Genomic DNA, 15,112 nt, shown 5'->3' with positions numbered 1-15,112 from the left:
CTTCATCGAGGCGCGGGGAACAGTCCCCACAACGACGCCGGATAGATTCGAGCAAGCCAACACAGCATCAAGCGTCAGGGTTGCAAAACTGGGGCGGACCATAGATTCTTGCTTGTTGTTAGTCAAATACACAGTCGTATGCCTACCCGCTATTGTAAGTGGGAGACTGTGTCCGGAGTTTCAGGGGGCCGCTCCACGCTTTATCCAACGCGGACCGACCTTTAGCCATCACTTCATCGTACTCGGTCAGCAAACCCCGTATGCTGTTGATCTGCATCGTGCGGAACTTCACTAATTGCTGTCGCATCCGGTGCAGCGCCAGCACGGCCTGCTGCGCCTCGGTCTTGACCGCCACCGCCTTGCCCCCAAAATGCGGCTCACCCGAGCTGTAGCTCGAGATACGGACCAGTCGCTTTGCTTTTATCATTACGACCGGCAATTCAAGCGTGCTGAAATTCCTTGCCGGATTCTTGAGGACACGAGCAGCCAAACGCTATTCCTCCGCGTAGCCGGCTGCGGCCCGCAGAACCATCGACAGGTTGACCTTCTCGAGCGGGGTGCTGCCACCGCCCTGCTTGCATTTGGGCTGCTTGCCGCCGATCACCTCCAGCGGGGTAAGGCCACCCAGCGAGCGCCGCGGATTCGTGAAGAATGCCCATTTGCTGGCGCCCGGAAGCTCTTTCAGCGCCCTAGACACGCGAGCAACCGTGCGCCGGTCGAGGCTCTCGTCCAAAAAAAAGGCCGGGTAATAGCTGACCCCGTTCGGACCGTCTACGGTGAACAACGATCCCGTCTTCAGCCGCTGGTTGATTGCCTGCCGCGTGACCCCCGCACGTCGCATGAATTCCGCAGGCTCAAGCAATGAGCCTTCCTTTGCGAGCTTCGCGCGGGCGGCCATCGCCTCTGTAAACATTTCCGCTTCGACGGAGGACATGGCCGCATCGCGCCCGGCCCTGTGATGCAGCGCCGAGCGAGCACGTTGTGCGGGCACACGGCGGCTGGATCCCGTTCCGGACTTCGTGGCCGGCGTCAGCTCGCCCGCCGCGTCGGCGACGGCCGTCAGCGCATCATCGAAGCCCTGTGCGAACAGCGCGATCGACTGTGCGAATCTCTGCTGATTTTTAGCGGGAAGCTGACCGATATCCGCCTGCATTGAGCTCGCCACGACCTTGCGGATCGCTTCCGGAGTTCGCGCACCAGTACGATCCAGCATCTTCGCAGCACGCACAAGCAGCCGTGAAAACTCAGACGCCTGAATGGTTGCCGTAGACATACAATCTCTTCCAAGGAACGGCCAAGCCTATCCCGAATATAGCGAAATTGTTAAGGAAGTAAAGGAAATAGCTCCGTCATGCTGCACCGCCCTACCAGCCGCTCGTCGCGGGCATCCGCGCAGCGGCGGTTCAGCATCCTGCGAACCGGATACCGGTCAAGCAGGGCCCGCGCATTGGTCAGCCCGTAACCAAAACGCAGCACGTTCTCGATGTCTATGAAGTCGGCGTAGCGGCCCGAGTCGGCCAGCCAGCATGCTTCCTCAAGGATGGCCGCTTCCCCCGGCGAAGGCGGCGCACCGCCGTCCTCTTCCGTCATCACCCCATTCTTGTCCATGTCGTCACCAGATCGTTGATGCATGCCTCCGGACGCGGCATCAAGAGTTTGTCCGACGCAGGTGCGTCGTACACCGGCTGGTATCGCCTGACGTGCCTACGCTTATTGAAAACGCATCACGCCATTTCGCGCATGATGGCATGCGAGCCAACGTGCGTCGTTGCGAAGCGATGTCTGGCGAATGATCCAAGGCGGGCCGTCTACGCTGACGAACGATTGTCGAAGCCGTCCTCTGGATCGCCTTCCTTGCCCGGCAAGACGTTTCATCGCTCAATAACGTTCGAATCATCTTGGCCTGCTCGCGCAAAAGACAAGATGTAAGCACATTTCATCGAATGTAAACGGCCCCTAGATGCTGTGTGGAAGGGCTGCGTCAGGCGTGCCCGTTTGCGTGCTCCCTCGGAGAAAACGAGTCTGGAAATCCCGTTTTACTCCAGTCCAGCTTACTGCCACTGCCCTCCCACATAGCATCTAGGTGGCATCGAAGTCATGCACATGATCGTCAAGGGGAAAGTGAACGATGGCGGCGCTTGGCAAACTCCCGCACATCAGTTCTATTCGCTGGCTGGACAAGGAATCCATGCCATATCGGTCTTGACCGACCTCTCGGTCTTACTGCGACAGAACCCGCTTGCATCCCCGCCCCTGTCAAGCAATGCGCTCGCGTTTAATGTGCAGAAACCTGCCGCATTATGATCTCCGTCATCCGCTCGATATGCATTAGCAATTCGGGCACCGCCGTCGCCTCCCAAAAGCGTCTTCTAAGCGCAGGGCCAATATAAAACAGAGATGGATTCGTACAGCTACTGACTCGAACCACGCGGTAAGACTCATCAACACACAACCCCGCCCAGTCAAATTTTGCAATCCCGTCGCGCCGTAACTGATCGAAAAGAGAATCACACGCGTGTGCTATAGGCCGGTGTATGCAATCTGCATGCAGTTCTGTATCTGACGCCGTAGCTCGATGAGCCGGAGCCATCCCGACACCGGTGCAATTCACGAAATACGATGCGTGCACAACGCGCGAGCCCGTTGCTGCGCGCGGGCGAATAGCCAGCAGCAGCCCGTCGCCATGTGCGCTGATTGTCTCGATTCGCCCCCCCATAAGCGAGAGACGCCCACTCATCCTGAGTGACGCGACAAGCGCTGCCGTGGAAGCTGGCTGTCGGTGACGATGTGTGTCCCAGTAAGGCGCAATATGGCGCACGAAAGCGCGCCGGTCGGCCTCAGACCAGTTTGACCAGATCTGCGGTACCGCTGGACGCAGGCTATCGATCACCTCGCGCCAGTCACCGCCTCTCGCGCGATGTTCAACAATGACTTTGCGTACGACGGTGATGCAATGCCTAGGGCCGGCAGTCAGTTGATCGAGAAGCGACCGCCGCGCTTCTGGCTGAAGTCTCGGCGGTGACTGGCAGTGGTGTTGGGGCAACAAACCACGGCGGGACATAAGCGTGAAGCGCAACTTTTCGCTGCGCCGGTGCAGCGCGTAAACAACGTCGAGTGCCGTTAGACCGGACCCGCACATGAAGAAATGGCTGTCATCCGGCACGGTCCGCAGTTTAACTGCGTCCCAGGGATTCGCGAGGAAACGTTGATCGAGTGAAGCGCCACCGGTCGCTGCTACAGTGATGGAGCGGCGGCCATCGCTGTGCCCGGTCGCAAGGACGACGTGATCGGCAGAAATCTCCACACCTGTGTGCAAATGAACCTTCGTTCGGCCATCCTCGACGGGTTTCAGCGCGACGGCGTATCCGTCATGTTGAGAAAACTGATGCTTCCCGGGGTTTTCGACGGCTTGTTTTAGCAGATGTGCAAGATAATCACCGTACCACGCACGTGGCAGGAAATCGTCGGGTTCGGCAGGACGGCCCCGCAGTCGGCAATAATCGACAAAGCCGTTGCCGTTGTCCCGCTCAACACTGAGGGTCCGTGCGGGAGCGTTCAGGAGCCAGCCCTCTTCGTCTGACCGATAAGCAATACCGCGCGAAACGCTATAGCTGTCATCGACCAGTGCGATCGACAGGGGCTTCGCGGTTTGATCCGACAGTAGCCATATGGCCGTCATCGTCCCGCAAAAGCCGGCACCCACTATCACGATCGATACAGTCATTGCCACGGCTCCGATGATTGCTCGTATCCGCTCACGCAGAAAATTAATTTTGACGTTCGGATGGATACCCGCTCCGATGGAGTCGCTTGCATCGGGGCACGTCAGGAAAGCTCTCTTTCTGGCGCGGATAGTCGAAAGCTGTGCCGCGCGTCGCAGGAAGCAACTATGCGGCATTTCGCCTCAAGCTACAAAATCGATTGTTTGGATAACACTGATTCGCATCGCAAATGAATGGGTTCGGGGCGGATGGGTGTGCCGCCTCGAGGGTGCCGTTCAAACCCAGTAGCGCACCTAATTCGCGTAGACCGCGCCACACCTCAATGGCATCGCAGCGCTGTCCACGAACCCTCAAACAGTGGGGCCGGCTAACGGGGCGTCAACAATACTCCGCAAATTGAGGCTCGGATAGTTGGGGCTATCCGGGCCTTCATTTCGGGACAGTATGTCCGTCGGTTTCCGAATTCACCGGACTTTCAGGCGTCGGGGTCGTGCACGACGGTCATCCGGCTGAGTGCGGCTGAAGGAGGCGCGATTCGCAGGTTCGCCCGATCGGGCCAGTTCCCGGCATTGATGTCGTTGACGGCCCGATTGACCCTCGCGCCGCGGCGTCAAGCGAGCCGGGGTCGCGCAACCCGCAAGCTTTCGCCCGGGTCCGGCAGCGGGCCAGGCTCGGAGGGAGGGAAAACAGCGCGAGCTGCGTCGAGGTGCCTGCCGATTGCGCACACACCGGTGGATCAGGTAGCGTGGCGGCATCTTCACAACGTCTGCGGAAGCCACCATGAACAAGCACGAATTCGTCGATGCGGTCGCCGCTAAGACCGGCACCAGCAGGGCGCTGGCCGGTGAAACCCTTGAAGCGCTGATTGGGGCTCTGATGTGATGGACGACTCCCGCTACCGAGCGAGGGGTTTATGCCAAAGTGGAGAAGTCGTGACGTCCACGGCAAAGGAGCGTTCATCACGAATATAGCGACTGCTGGACTGGATCTGGCCAAGAGCGTGATGCAGGTTCACGCAGTGAATTCGCAAGGCGAAATCGTTGTACGCAAACAGCTAAGACGCGAATGTACTTCGGTATTTTGCTACGCTCGAACCGTGTGTAATCGGCATGGAAGCGTGCGCCTCGTCGCACTACTGGGGCCGTGAGCTCACCAAGCTCGGACACACCGTTCGACTGATCGCCCCGCAGTTCGTCCGGCCTTACGTAAAGAGCAACAAGACCGACGCGGCCGACGCCGAAGCAATCTGCGAGGCGATAACGCGACCGAACATGCGCTTTGTACCGCTCAAGACGCAGGCGCAACAGACAGTGCTGTCGCTGCATCGCGCACGCGCCGGTCTGGTCAAATCACGCACAGCACTTGCCAACCAGATCCGCGGGCTTCTTGGCGAATTCGGCATCGTGCTGCCACAGGGTATCCAACTGCTTGGCCAACGGGCCATGGCCGCTCTTTCCACTCGTGACGATGGGCATTCTGAGCCGTTCCGGGCGTTAATCCAGATGCTCGTCGAGCACTTGCGCGAACTTGGCAGCAAGGTGGCTGAGCTCGAAGGTCGTATCCGCGCGATCCATCGCACGGATGCGCCCGGTCGGCTTCTCGAAACAATACCCGGGATCGGGCCACTTACCGCGTCGGCCCTCGCAGCCTCGATCGGCAACGCCGGATCTTTTCGCAGCGGCCGCGAACTTGCTGCATGGCTGGGTTTGGTGCCGCGTCAGCATTCTTCGGGCGGCACGCCGCGTCTGCTGGGCATCAGCAAGCGCGGCGATACGGCATTACGAACACTTCTGATTCACGGCGCCCGCGCGGTTATTCGTATGGCAGCCAGCAAACCCGAAATGGCTGATTCCTGGGTGATGAAACTATGTCGACGCCGGCACAAAAATATCGCTGCTGCGGCGCTCGCGGCAAAGAATGCACGGACGGCGTGGGCCATGCTGATACGAAATCAGCCCTTTCAGGCGGACCATGTGCCCACGCGAACCAGCGTGACAGATTGACAGGTCCCGCTATTAGCAGTGAAACAGCGTTCACTTCCAGAGGTTGCTTGAGCAGACTTCAATTCGATGGCAGAACGGTCGGACCGTGGTGGGCCGAACCCGGTTTGCACCAAGGGCAACCAAGCCCGAGGCTCTGATGGGGTACCCATTCGCGGATATTCATCGTGGGCCCGCAGCGAGTGCTGCCAACTGAGCCCGGATACATGGCTGCAACCTCGACCTGATGCCAGAAAACTGAGACTGCTTGACAACAGGGAGTCGTCCATACATGGTGCAAATAGGTGGTCTGTGCGAGATCGTTGTTATCTAGTGTTCTGTCCCAGAAATGACTTTGCATTTAATTATGTTGCTCTATGATCAAGTGATGTTGAGTGGAGGCGATCATGGGGCGCAAGGGAATCGAGGTGGTGGTCTCGGAACTGGAGCGGGAGCAATTGCGGTCGATGAGCCGCTCGCGGTCGCTGCCTCATTCGCTGGTGCGCCGGGCAAAAATTGTGTTAATGGCCGCTGACGGCCATACGAATCAGGAAATCGCGATGCAATGTGAAGTAACGCCTCCTGCGATCACGCACTGGAAAAAGCGTTTTGTCGCCCAGGGGCTTGCCGGCCTGCATGACGAAGCGCGCCCGGGGCGACCGCGCGCGCATGACGACGAAGCGGTGGCCGAGTTGCTGGCGAAGGTCCTGCATGAGAAGCCGGGCGGGGCAACGCACTGGAGTGTGCGTTCTGCTGCTGCGCAAACGGGTATTTCGAAGAGCTCGGTAGCCCGGTACCTGTCGCTGTTCGGCGTGCAGCCTCATCGCTCGAAGAGCTTCGAGCTTTCTACTGATCCGTACTTTGTTGAGAAGGTGCGCGATATTGTCGGTTTGTATCTGAGCCCACCGACCAACGCTCTGGTGTTGTGTGTCGACGAGAAGAGCCAGTGCCAGGCACTCGAGCGAACGCAACCGGTGTTGCCGATGGGTCTGGTTACCTCGAAGGTGTTACGCACGACTATATCCGGCATGGCACGACAAGCTTGTTTGGTGCGCTCAATGCGGTGACGGGCGAAGTCATCGCGCAATGCAAGTCGCGTCATCGACATCAGGAGTTTCTGGCCTTTCTGCAGCACGTTGATCAGGCTGTTGCGGAGGAGCTTGACGTGCATCTGATTGTCGATAACTACGCTACGCATAAGCACCCCAAGGTCAAGGCATGGCTGGCGAAGCACACCCGTTATCACATGCACTTCACGCCGACGTATTCGAGCTGGCTCAATCAGCTGGAGCGCTGGTTTGGCCTGATCACGCGGCAGGCTATCCGGCGCGGCTCCTTCAGAAATGTACGCCAGCTCATTGCCAGCATTGAGCGCTATGTTGTGCAGTACAACCAGCACAACCGTCCGTTCGTCTGGACGGCAGCCGCCGATTCCATCCTTCAGAAAGTGGCTCGGCTATGCAAAGTTATTTCCGGGACGGAACACTAGTCTCGTGAGTTTAAAATTCGTTAAATAATTTGCTGCCTGTAGTACCGTGTAATGAATGCCACGGACTCGAAGAGGCGGCGATGAGCGGAAGACCCAAGGCGGGGCTCGTGCTGAGCGAAGCTGAGCGCGAGCAACTCACGGCCCTGACGATGCGCCGCAAGACAGCACAGGCGGCGGCATTGCGAGCGCGGATCGTGCTGGCCCTGCGCCGACGGCATCGACAACAAGACGGTCGCGGCGAAACTGCGGGTCACCCAGCAAACGGTATCGAAGTGGCGTGCGCGCTATGTGGCGCATCGGCCCGATGGTTTGCTCGATGCGCCGCGTCCCGGCGCGCCGAGAACGATTGACGATACGCGCGTCGATGCTGTTATTGCAAAGACGCTCGAGTCGGTACCTACGGGAGCGACGCACTGGAGTACGCGCACGATGGCTCGCGAGATGGACCTCTCGCAGACAGCCGTGTCCCGAATCTGGCGGGCCTTTGGTCTGCAGCCGCATCGGCAGGAGACCTTCAAACTCTCGAGCGATCCGCTGTTCGTTGACAAGGTTCGCGATATCGTGGGCCTGTACCTCGATCCACCCCTGAAAGCAATGGTGTTGTGCGTGGACGAGAAGAGCCAGATCCAGACGCTGGATCGCACACAACCCATACTGCCGTTGGCCTCTGGCATTCCCGAGCGCCGTACTCACCACTACATGCGCCTCGGCACAACGACGCTGTTCGCTGCACTGGACATCGCCACGGGCGAAGTCATCGGTGAATTGCATCGGCTGCCATCGCAGCAGCGAATTCCTGCAGTTCCTGCGTACGATCGACACCAGCGTGCCCGCCGGAATGGACGTACATCTGGTGATGGACAACTACGGTACGCACAAGACGCCTTCGATTAAAAACTGGTTCGCTCGTCATCCGCGCTTCCATGTTCACTTCACGCCAACTTCCGCGTCGTGGCTCAATCAGGGCGAACGCTGGTTCGCCACGCTCACTGAGAAGTACATTCGACGTGGCACGCATCGCTCGACACGGCAACTTGAAGAGGCGATCCGGCAATACCTTGATGTCTATAACGTATCTGTGTGGCGCGCGGCCTCCGTCACGGCCAAAGCTGGACGTGTGTTCTGGTGCTGTACGGTATCGTCACGCTGTTTCCGTCGCCGATCGCGGCGCTGCTCGAATGGAAGGTTATCGCGACCACCGTCATATCCGTCATGCCTCTATTGCTGGCGGTATTCGAAATTGACATCACGGATACGGTGGACTTCTCGGTCTATTCCGCGTCGGGAGCGTTGCTGGGCTTCACGATTCTCTTCGCACACACCTATGCGTCCGGGTTGCGCGCGCGTCTGGACCCCAGCGGACGGGCGATCGGGGGCACAGCGGCAATGCTGATGGTGGGGCGGCGTTCGAGTTGATTCTGTTCAATTCTTGCGTCGAACCAAGCGTCGTTCGCCGGCCGTTCGCGACCTGATTCTCCCGCCGTGCCGATTGCGCTCGACGGTGATGACCATTTTCAGCCCAAACGTGGCAGATTTGCCAAGGTTAGTTGTAGAGTCGTTGACTTTCGTGGCGTCCGACCTTCATTGAGGTCAGTTTGCGGACGACCACCGGGTCAGCACCGTCGTGTTCGCGCGCGGCAGCAGCGCGAGCGCCGAGCGGCCGGCGCGCTGCGTGCGCCCGGCCTTGTCGAGCAGCACGAACGGTAGCTCGGGCAGTTGCCACTCCTGCGAGGGCACCGCCGGATCACGCAGCGGCAATAGGACGATCAGCGTGCTCAAAGGCCACTCTCTCTGTGGATTGCGTTATTCATAGTTGGTCTTGTACCCGCACGATACGCGTAGTGTGAGTCAGCGGATCGCGATAGACGAGCGTCGTGCGAGCCACTTCGGCGCGCTCGTGCTGCACACTGCCGTGGACTAAAAAGTAGCTCGAATTGACGTCGAACTGATTCGGATCGATCGACGCCGATTGCACGCCGGCGGCGGTCAGCGCGAGCTGCACGTCACCGGCGTTGCGGAAAAACACGGTCTGGCGCCGCGCGACCAACGCCTGCCCCTGCGACACGGTCATGCCCGGCACCACCGCCGCGATCACTTCGGCCGACGCGGTGTTCATGTTGATCGCGGTGACGGTCGGCAGCACGGTCACGAACGGCCGCAGCTTTACGACGATCTCCGATGTGTAGCCCGGAATGTCGAGCAGCGAATCGACGCCCGTCATTAGCAGCGGCGCGACCGCCACGTTGTCCTCGCCGTCCTCGATGGCGGGCTGGTTGGTGAAGTTGCCGCCCGTCATCCCGCCGCCGCCGACCTGCGGCGAGCTGCTGATCGACGTGCCGGTCTGAAAGCGCGTCGCCGATTGTGACAGCCCCGCGCGCACGTGCAGCGCGGTCACTTTGGCGAGCTGCCCGCTCAGGCCGAGCGACACCAGCAGGCGCTGATACGCGGCCATCTGCTCGGCGCTGATCTGCGTCACGCCGGGTGCCGGACTCGCGACCAGATTGCGCAGATTGAATCTGGACTGAGCGTCCTCGATCGAGCCCGACAGGTACGTGGCCGCGCCTTGCTCAGCGCGCACCTCGCCGATCTGGCCGAGAAAATCCGACAGCCGCGTTTTCGCGATCGGCTCGCCCCACACGCCACCCAGATACGTGATGCCCGCCGACGTATCGCCCTCGGAGCGCAGGATCAGCCGGGTCCAGTCGAGCGCGCCGCGCGCGACCCATTGCGCCTGCGACAGCAGCCGCTGATTCTCGATGCGGCGGATTTGTACCTGCTGGCGCCACAAAATGCTGGAGACGAGAATTGCCGACAGCGTCACCACCAGCAACGCGCCGATGATGGCGGCGCCGCGCTGCCGTAGCTGCAGTTTTCCGGCGGGAGCCGCGTTACGCAGGCAACGCAGAAGCCGCACGGCGCGCATCAGAAAAAGAGAATCTCATGTCATTCTCCACGGAATGCCGCCTGCGCTTATGCTCCGCCCGTCACGCGAATCACTTCTTCGAGCGACGTCAGTCCCGACGCGAGCCAGCGCTCCGAATCCTCGCGCAGCGTGCGCATGCCCTGGGCGCGGCCCGCTTCGAGAATTTCGGCATCGGCCGCGTTGCGGTGGATCAGCGAGCGGATCGTTTCGTCGATCAGCAACAGCTCGTAGACGCCGCGGCGTCCCGCGTAACCCGACTGGCCACAACGGTCGCAGCCGACCGGATGCCAGCGCTTGCTGCGGTCCTCTTCGGTGCGCTCTTCGCGGCACACCGGGCACAGTCGCCGCACGAGCCGCTGCGCGAGCACGCCGAGCAGCGACGAGGCGAGCAGATACGGCTCGACGCCCATGTCGGTCAGACGCGTGACGGCCGATGCCGCGTCGTTCGTGTGCAGCGTCGCGAGCACCAGGTGGCCGGTCAGCGACGCCTGCACCGCAATCTGCGCGGTTTCGAGGTCGCGGATTTCAACGATCATGATGATGTCCGGGTCCTGACGCAGAATCAGCTCAATGCGCGCGCGAAGCTCATGCCGATCCGCTCGTTGACCTGGGTCTGGCCGATGCCGGACAGGTCGTATTCGATCGGGTCTTCCACCGTCATGATGTTGGTGGTCGCCGTCTCCAGTCGCGACATCGACGCATATAGCGTCGTCGTCTTGCCTGAGCCGGTCGGGCCCGTCACCAGCACGATGCCGTGCGGTTTGCCGATCAGCTTGTCGAACTGGCCGAGCGTGTCCGATGCCATGCCGAGCGCTTCGAGATTGAGCCGCGCCGCGTCTTTTTCGAGCAGACGAAGCACCGCGCGCTCGCCGTGGCCGGTGGGCAGCGTCGATACCCGCACGTCGACCGGACGACCGCCGACGCGCAGCGTAATGCGGCCGTCCTGCGGCAAACGTTTTTCCGCGATGTCGAGCTGCGCCATGATCTTGATCCGCGAGATCAGCGCGCCGTGCAGCGCTTTTTTAGGCCGCACCACGTCGCGCAGCGTGCCGTCGACGCGAAAACGCACCACCGACGCATTCTCGAACGGCTCGATATGAATATCCGATGCCTGCTCGCGTGCGGCTTGCGTGAGCAGCGCGTTGATCATACGGATGATCGGCGCGTCGTCTTCCGATTCGAGCAGATCCTCGACCTCGGGGATGTCCTGCATCAGCCGCGACAGATCGACTGCGCCTTCCACTTCGCCGACCACCTGCGCGGCGCTGCCGTCCTGGCGCGCATAGGCCTGGTTGATCGCCTGCGCGAGATCGTCGGCGGGCACGCGCACGACCGACACCACGCCGTAGTTGCGCGCGATTTCGGCAAGCGCGGCTTCGCTCGTGCGCTCGCTGATCCAGACTTCGAGGCTATCGGCATGCTGATGCGCGACCAGGATCTGGCCGCTGCGCGCAAAACCGTATGGCACGAGCCGGGCGGCAAGCGGGGAGGGTGCCGCGCGCTCGCCGGCCGCGGCATCGCCGTTCAGCGGACGTTGCGAAGGCGCGGTTTGCGCGGGCATCTGCGTCACGGACGCGCTCCCGGCGACACCGTGCTCGACACCGGGCCGCTTGCCGGCTCGACGACGGCCGGTTGCGGCATGGTTTGCGGCATCGTCTGCGGCACGGGTTGGGTCGTGGTCTGCGCGCCAGCTTGCGGCACGGCCTGCGGCGGTACCTGTTGAGGAACCTGTTGCGGTGCCTGCTGCGGCATCATCTGCTGGCGGCGCATCTGGTTCAGGTCGAACAGGTTCATCGCCGGCACCCCGCCCTGGCTCGGGCCGAGCGGCATCGGCGGCACGACCGGATCGTCGCGATCCCTCATGATGTTGTTGTCCTGACGGTACGCGCCCTGCACACCCTGGATGTAGTCGTAGCGGTTCGCCGTGACGGCCTGCGTGGTGTCGCGGTCGGCGAGAATGACCGGGCGCAGGAACACCATCAGGTTAGTCTTGTTGCGCGTCTTCTGCTCGGAGCGGAACAGCTGGCCCAGCCAGGGAATGTCGCCAAGCAGCGGCACCTTGCTGTTGCTGACCTGGTAGTTGTCCTGCATCAGGCCGCCGAGCACGATGATCTCGCCGTTATCGCACAGCACGGTCGACTGGATCGAACGCTTCGTGAATTCCGGGCTCGCCGGGTTCGTCGCCGCGTTGTTCGTGCCGTTCACGATCGCCGAATCTTCCGTGTAGAGCAGCAGCTTCAGGATGCCGCCGTCGGTAATCTGCGGCTTCACGTGCAGCGTCAGACCGATGTCGGCGCGGTCGAACGTGTTGAACGCCGCGCTCGTCGTGCCGCTCGTCAGGTTCGAGTACGAACCGGTCTGGATCGGCACGTTGGTACCGACGATGATCTTCGCCTCTTCGTTGTCGAGCGTGATCAGGTTCGGCGTGGACAGCACGTTCGCGTCTGCGATCTGCGACAGCGCCTGCAGCAGCGCGCCGAGACCCTGCGCGCCGAAAATGTTGTGAAGCCAGCCGATGTTCAGACCTTGCTGGACAGGCGCTGCGCTCGAGGCGGGAGCCGTGGCGAGACCCTTTCCGGCGCCAGCGGCCGCGGCCGGCGTCAGGTTGATGATGCTGTTGCCCGTGCCCGCCGCGAGGTTAGTACCGGCAAACAGGTTGCCGTTCGCGACCTGCCACTGAATGCCGAGGTTGCCGCTCGTATTCGAGTTCAACTCGACGATCAGTGCCTCGATATACACCTGCGCGCGACGCGCATCGAGCTGGTCGATCACCGCGCGCAAGTTGCGGTACGTCGCTTCGGGCGCGGTGATGATCAGCGAGTTGGTCGCGGGATCGGCGGTAATCATGCCGCCGCCCTGATCCTCGCACTTTTCCTTGTCGCCGCCGAGAAAGCCGCCGGTATTACTGTTCGAGCCCGAAGCGCCGCCGCCCATCGGCGAGTTCATCGAGCCGCCGCCGAGGCCGCCCGACGGCAACGGCGGCGTACCCGACGAGCGCGTCGAATAGCCGCTGTTCGACAGACCGCCACCGCCACCACCACCGCCGCCGCCGCTCGTGTTCTGGTTGAACGAGTTGGCCTCGTTCGCGCCGCCTGACGAACCCTCGCCGCCGCCCTTGCCGAGCATGCTGCGCAGCGTGCGCGCGAGCTTCGTCGCGTCGGCATTGCGTAGCGGCACGACGTGGATGTTGCCCGGCATCGTGGTCGGCATGTCGAGCTGCTTCGCGAGTTCCTTGGCCGCCGCGAGGCGTGCGGTGTTCGACGCGCGCATCAGCAGCGAGTTGGTGCGCGGATCGGACGAGATCGACACCTTGAGCGTCGCGTCCGTGCTGCCGATCGAGCCCGGATCGAGCATCTTGTTCATCTGCTGCGCGATGTCGATCGCATTCGCGTTCTTCAGCGGCACGACTGCAACCGCCTGGCCGGCCGCGCTATCGACACCCGCGATGATCTGGGCGATGCGCCGCACGTTGTCGGCGTAGTCGGTGACGACGATCGTATTGTTGGGGGGGTAGGCCGCGACCGTGTTGTTCGGCGAGATCAGCGGACGCAGTACCGGCAGCAAATTGTTGGCCGACTCATTCCTCAGCGTGAAGACCTGCGTGATGACCTGGTCGCCGCGCGCCGTCGGCGCGTTGCCGACGTAGGTCGGCACGCCTTGCAGCTTGGCGTCGGCCTCGGGCACCACTTTCAGCACGCCATGATCCTGCACGAGTGCGAAGCCCTGCATGCGAAGCGCCGATTGCAACGTCTTCAGCGCTTGATCCTCAGGCACTGCGTTTTCCGATACTAGGTTCAACTGACCTGTGACGCGTGGGTCGACAATGATCGTCTTGCCGGTGGCCGCGCCGATCGCCTTCGCGACCTGGTCGATATCGGCGTTCACGAAGTTGAGTGTCACCTGTGCGTGTGCGGTCGTCCCCGTGATCAGTCCAGCTAGCAGCAATGCGGTTAAGACGCGAGATAAAGCCATACGATTTGTTATCCGAAATTTTTTTGATTCTGGTTAGAATTCAATGTGGGTGCGAAGAAACGGCAGGTTTGCCCTTGCATAATTTTGATGGAAGGACGGCCAGAAAACAACGAAGCGCACCTTTCGGGCGCTCCCGGATCAGGGAGAATTGGGCATTGCCAATGACGGCTGCAGAGTCAAACCTTCAACTGGCTGCCGTCGGCCGGATTGAGCGCGCCGACCTTGCCTATCGTGGTGGCATGGCGCGTGACCTACCTGATGCGCAAATGCCAACGCTGATGGAATTTGGTTGCCGCCTTGTTGTTCGACCCGAATGAAGTCCGTCGCGCGTATCTGCTCGTAGAAGAGAAAGTTCCGGCCACAATGGCCACCCGCAAACGAACTCTGATTTGCCCTTTTCGGATCATGTGCATGTTGTGGAGACCGGAGCGGATGATGCGCACGCACCGGAAATCCTCGATCGAATCATCAGTGCGACGATGCGCCTGATGGCGCGATGGTCCTTCCTGCTCGATGATTTTGTCAGGCCCCTGTTCTGACGGACATTGATCGGTGTGGGCCGCCCGGCGTTGAGCACTTTGAGCGCACCCAGATCGACTGCCGCCTCTGTTAACGGCAGCCGTTTCGGGCGCACCTTTCCGTGCAATCGCATTCTCGAAGCAACGTCGAACGGCGACCCTGTAGCGATGAGCACGCAACAGGAAATCGACCGTGTTAGCAGCCTTACCGATGACGAAGAGCAGGCACATCCATTGTGCCCTTGACCTTCACATAGGTTTCGTCCATGCGCCGGCTCCCGCCCATCGAGTGTTTGCATTCGCGAAACTCTTTTTTGAAGCAACCGTACAAGCTTGCATCCAGTGGTGCACGCTTGAGGATCGACCTGAATACTCCGTTCGTCTGTCAAAGCCATTTTGAAATGTCCGCTTACTGGCCAAGTTCAAATGTCCGCTTTTAGGGGGTGGGAATCGGTCTCTCACCCGGTTTTTATTCACGCAGTGTCGAAGGATAGCGTTTGAACTGGCAG

The 15,112-nt window shown here is 61.0% G+C and carries 7 protein-coding genes and 7 pseudogenes; 6 read left to right on the top strand and 8 right to left on the bottom strand.

What is annotated here, in order from left to right:
- Positions 1-196 precede the first annotated feature (196 nt).
- The 3 genes and pseudogenes from ACLFKU_RS40090 to ACLFKU_RS40080 form a co-directional block, all read right to left on the bottom strand.
- Positions 197-367: pseudogene (locus ACLFKU_RS40090) on the bottom strand (IS110 family transposase); the annotation flags it as partial.
- Positions 368-493: 126 nt separating this feature from the next.
- On the bottom strand, positions 494-1,273 hold the full coding sequence (locus ACLFKU_RS40085; protein ID WP_410852912.1) for a hypothetical protein: 780 nt from the start codon (positions 1,271-1,273) through the stop codon (positions 494-496).
- A 50-nt stretch (positions 1,274-1,323) separates the two neighbouring features.
- Positions 1,324-1,608, bottom strand: coding sequence for a hypothetical protein (locus ACLFKU_RS40080; RefSeq protein ID WP_375792186.1), 285 nt, complete (start codon positions 1,606-1,608; stop codon positions 1,324-1,326).
- A gap of 471 nt (positions 1,609-2,079) precedes the next feature.
- Between ACLFKU_RS40080 and ACLFKU_RS40075 the strand changes: the two are divergent.
- Positions 2,080-2,175, top strand: a pseudogene (locus tag ACLFKU_RS40075) (IS6 family transposase); the annotation flags it as partial.
- Between the two features lie 100 nt (positions 2,176-2,275).
- Here the strand turns inward: ACLFKU_RS40075 and ACLFKU_RS40070 are convergent.
- Entirely contained in the window at positions 2,276-3,724 is a 1,449-nt protein-coding gene (locus tag ACLFKU_RS40070; protein ID WP_410852911.1) for an FAD/NAD(P)-binding protein, read from the bottom strand.
- 1,001 nt (positions 3,725-4,725) lie between these two features.
- On the opposite strand from ACLFKU_RS40070, the pseudogene ACLFKU_RS40065 reads away from it, so the two are divergent.
- The 4 genes and pseudogenes from ACLFKU_RS40065 (at position 4,726) to ACLFKU_RS40050 (ending at position 8,606) form a co-directional block, all read left to right on the top strand.
- Positions 4,726-5,725, top strand: a pseudogene (locus ACLFKU_RS40065) (IS110 family transposase).
- 383 nt (positions 5,726-6,108) lie between these two features.
- Positions 6,109-7,190 (top strand): annotated as a pseudogene (locus ACLFKU_RS40060) (IS630 family transposase).
- An 80-nt stretch (positions 7,191-7,270) separates the two neighbouring features.
- Positions 7,271-8,331, top strand: a pseudogene (locus ACLFKU_RS40055) (IS630 family transposase); the annotation flags it as partial.
- The gene (locus tag ACLFKU_RS40050) at positions 8,271-8,606 is read left to right on the top strand and encodes a hypothetical protein (protein WP_410852913.1); all 336 of its coding nucleotides are present in this window, start codon (positions 8,271-8,273) and stop codon (positions 8,604-8,606) included. The pseudogene ACLFKU_RS40055 and the gene ACLFKU_RS40050, both read left to right, overlap by 61 nt.
- A 198-nt stretch (positions 8,607-8,804) precedes the next feature.
- Here ACLFKU_RS40050 and ACLFKU_RS40045 read toward each other — a convergent pair.
- The 4 genes and pseudogenes from ACLFKU_RS40045 to gspD all read right to left on the bottom strand — a co-directional run.
- A pseudogene (locus ACLFKU_RS40045) lies at positions 8,805-8,969 on the bottom strand (type II secretion system protein GspL); the annotation flags it as partial.
- Positions 8,970-8,997: 28 nt separating this feature from the next.
- On the bottom strand, positions 8,998-10,113 hold the full coding sequence (gspK, locus tag ACLFKU_RS40040; RefSeq protein WP_410852910.1) for a type II secretion system minor pseudopilin GspK: 1,116 nt from the start codon (positions 10,111-10,113) through the stop codon (positions 8,998-9,000).
- A gap of 47 nt (positions 10,114-10,160) precedes the next feature.
- Positions 10,161-11,674: pseudogene (gspE, locus tag ACLFKU_RS40035) on the bottom strand (type II secretion system ATPase GspE).
- Between the two features lie 5 nt (positions 11,675-11,679).
- Positions 11,680-14,085, bottom strand: a complete 2,406-nt coding sequence (gspD, locus tag ACLFKU_RS40030) for a type II secretion system secretin GspD (RefSeq protein WP_410852909.1) — start codon at positions 14,083-14,085, stop codon at positions 11,680-11,682.
- A 389-nt stretch (positions 14,086-14,474) separates the two neighbouring features.
- On the opposite strand from gspD, the gene ACLFKU_RS40025 reads away from it, so the two are divergent.
- A complete protein-coding gene (locus tag ACLFKU_RS40025) occupies positions 14,475-14,624 on the top strand; it encodes a hypothetical protein (protein ID WP_410852908.1) in 150 nt (49 codons plus the stop codon).
- The last annotated feature ends 488 nt before the right edge of the window (positions 14,625-15,112 follow it).

This window comes from Paraburkholderia sp. EG304 (assembly GCF_046543485.1).
Taxonomy (GTDB): Bacteria; Pseudomonadota; Gammaproteobacteria; order Burkholderiales; family Burkholderiaceae; genus Paraburkholderia; species Paraburkholderia youngii.
This window is presented reverse-complemented; position numbering and strand designations above follow the sequence as displayed.

Excerpts from the sequence above, each read along its gene's own strand:
- ACLFKU_RS40085 (WP_410852912.1), bottom strand. The coding sequence starts at position 1,273 with ATGTCTACGGCAACCATTCAGGCGTCTGAGTTTTCACGGCTGCTTGTG.
- ACLFKU_RS40080 (WP_375792186.1), bottom strand. The coding sequence starts at position 1,608 with ATGGACAAGAATGGGGTGATGACGGAAGAGGACGGCGGTGCGCCGCCT.
- ACLFKU_RS40070 (WP_410852911.1), bottom strand. The coding sequence starts at position 3,724 with ATGACTGTATCGATCGTGATAGTGGGTGCCGGCTTTTGCGGGACGATG.
- gspK (WP_410852910.1), bottom strand. The coding sequence starts at position 10,113 with ATGCGCGCCGTGCGGCTTCTGCGTTGCCTGCGTAACGCGGCTCCCGCC.
- gspD (WP_410852909.1), bottom strand. The coding sequence starts at position 14,085 with ATGGCTTTATCTCGCGTCTTAACCGCATTGCTGCTAGCTGGACTGATC.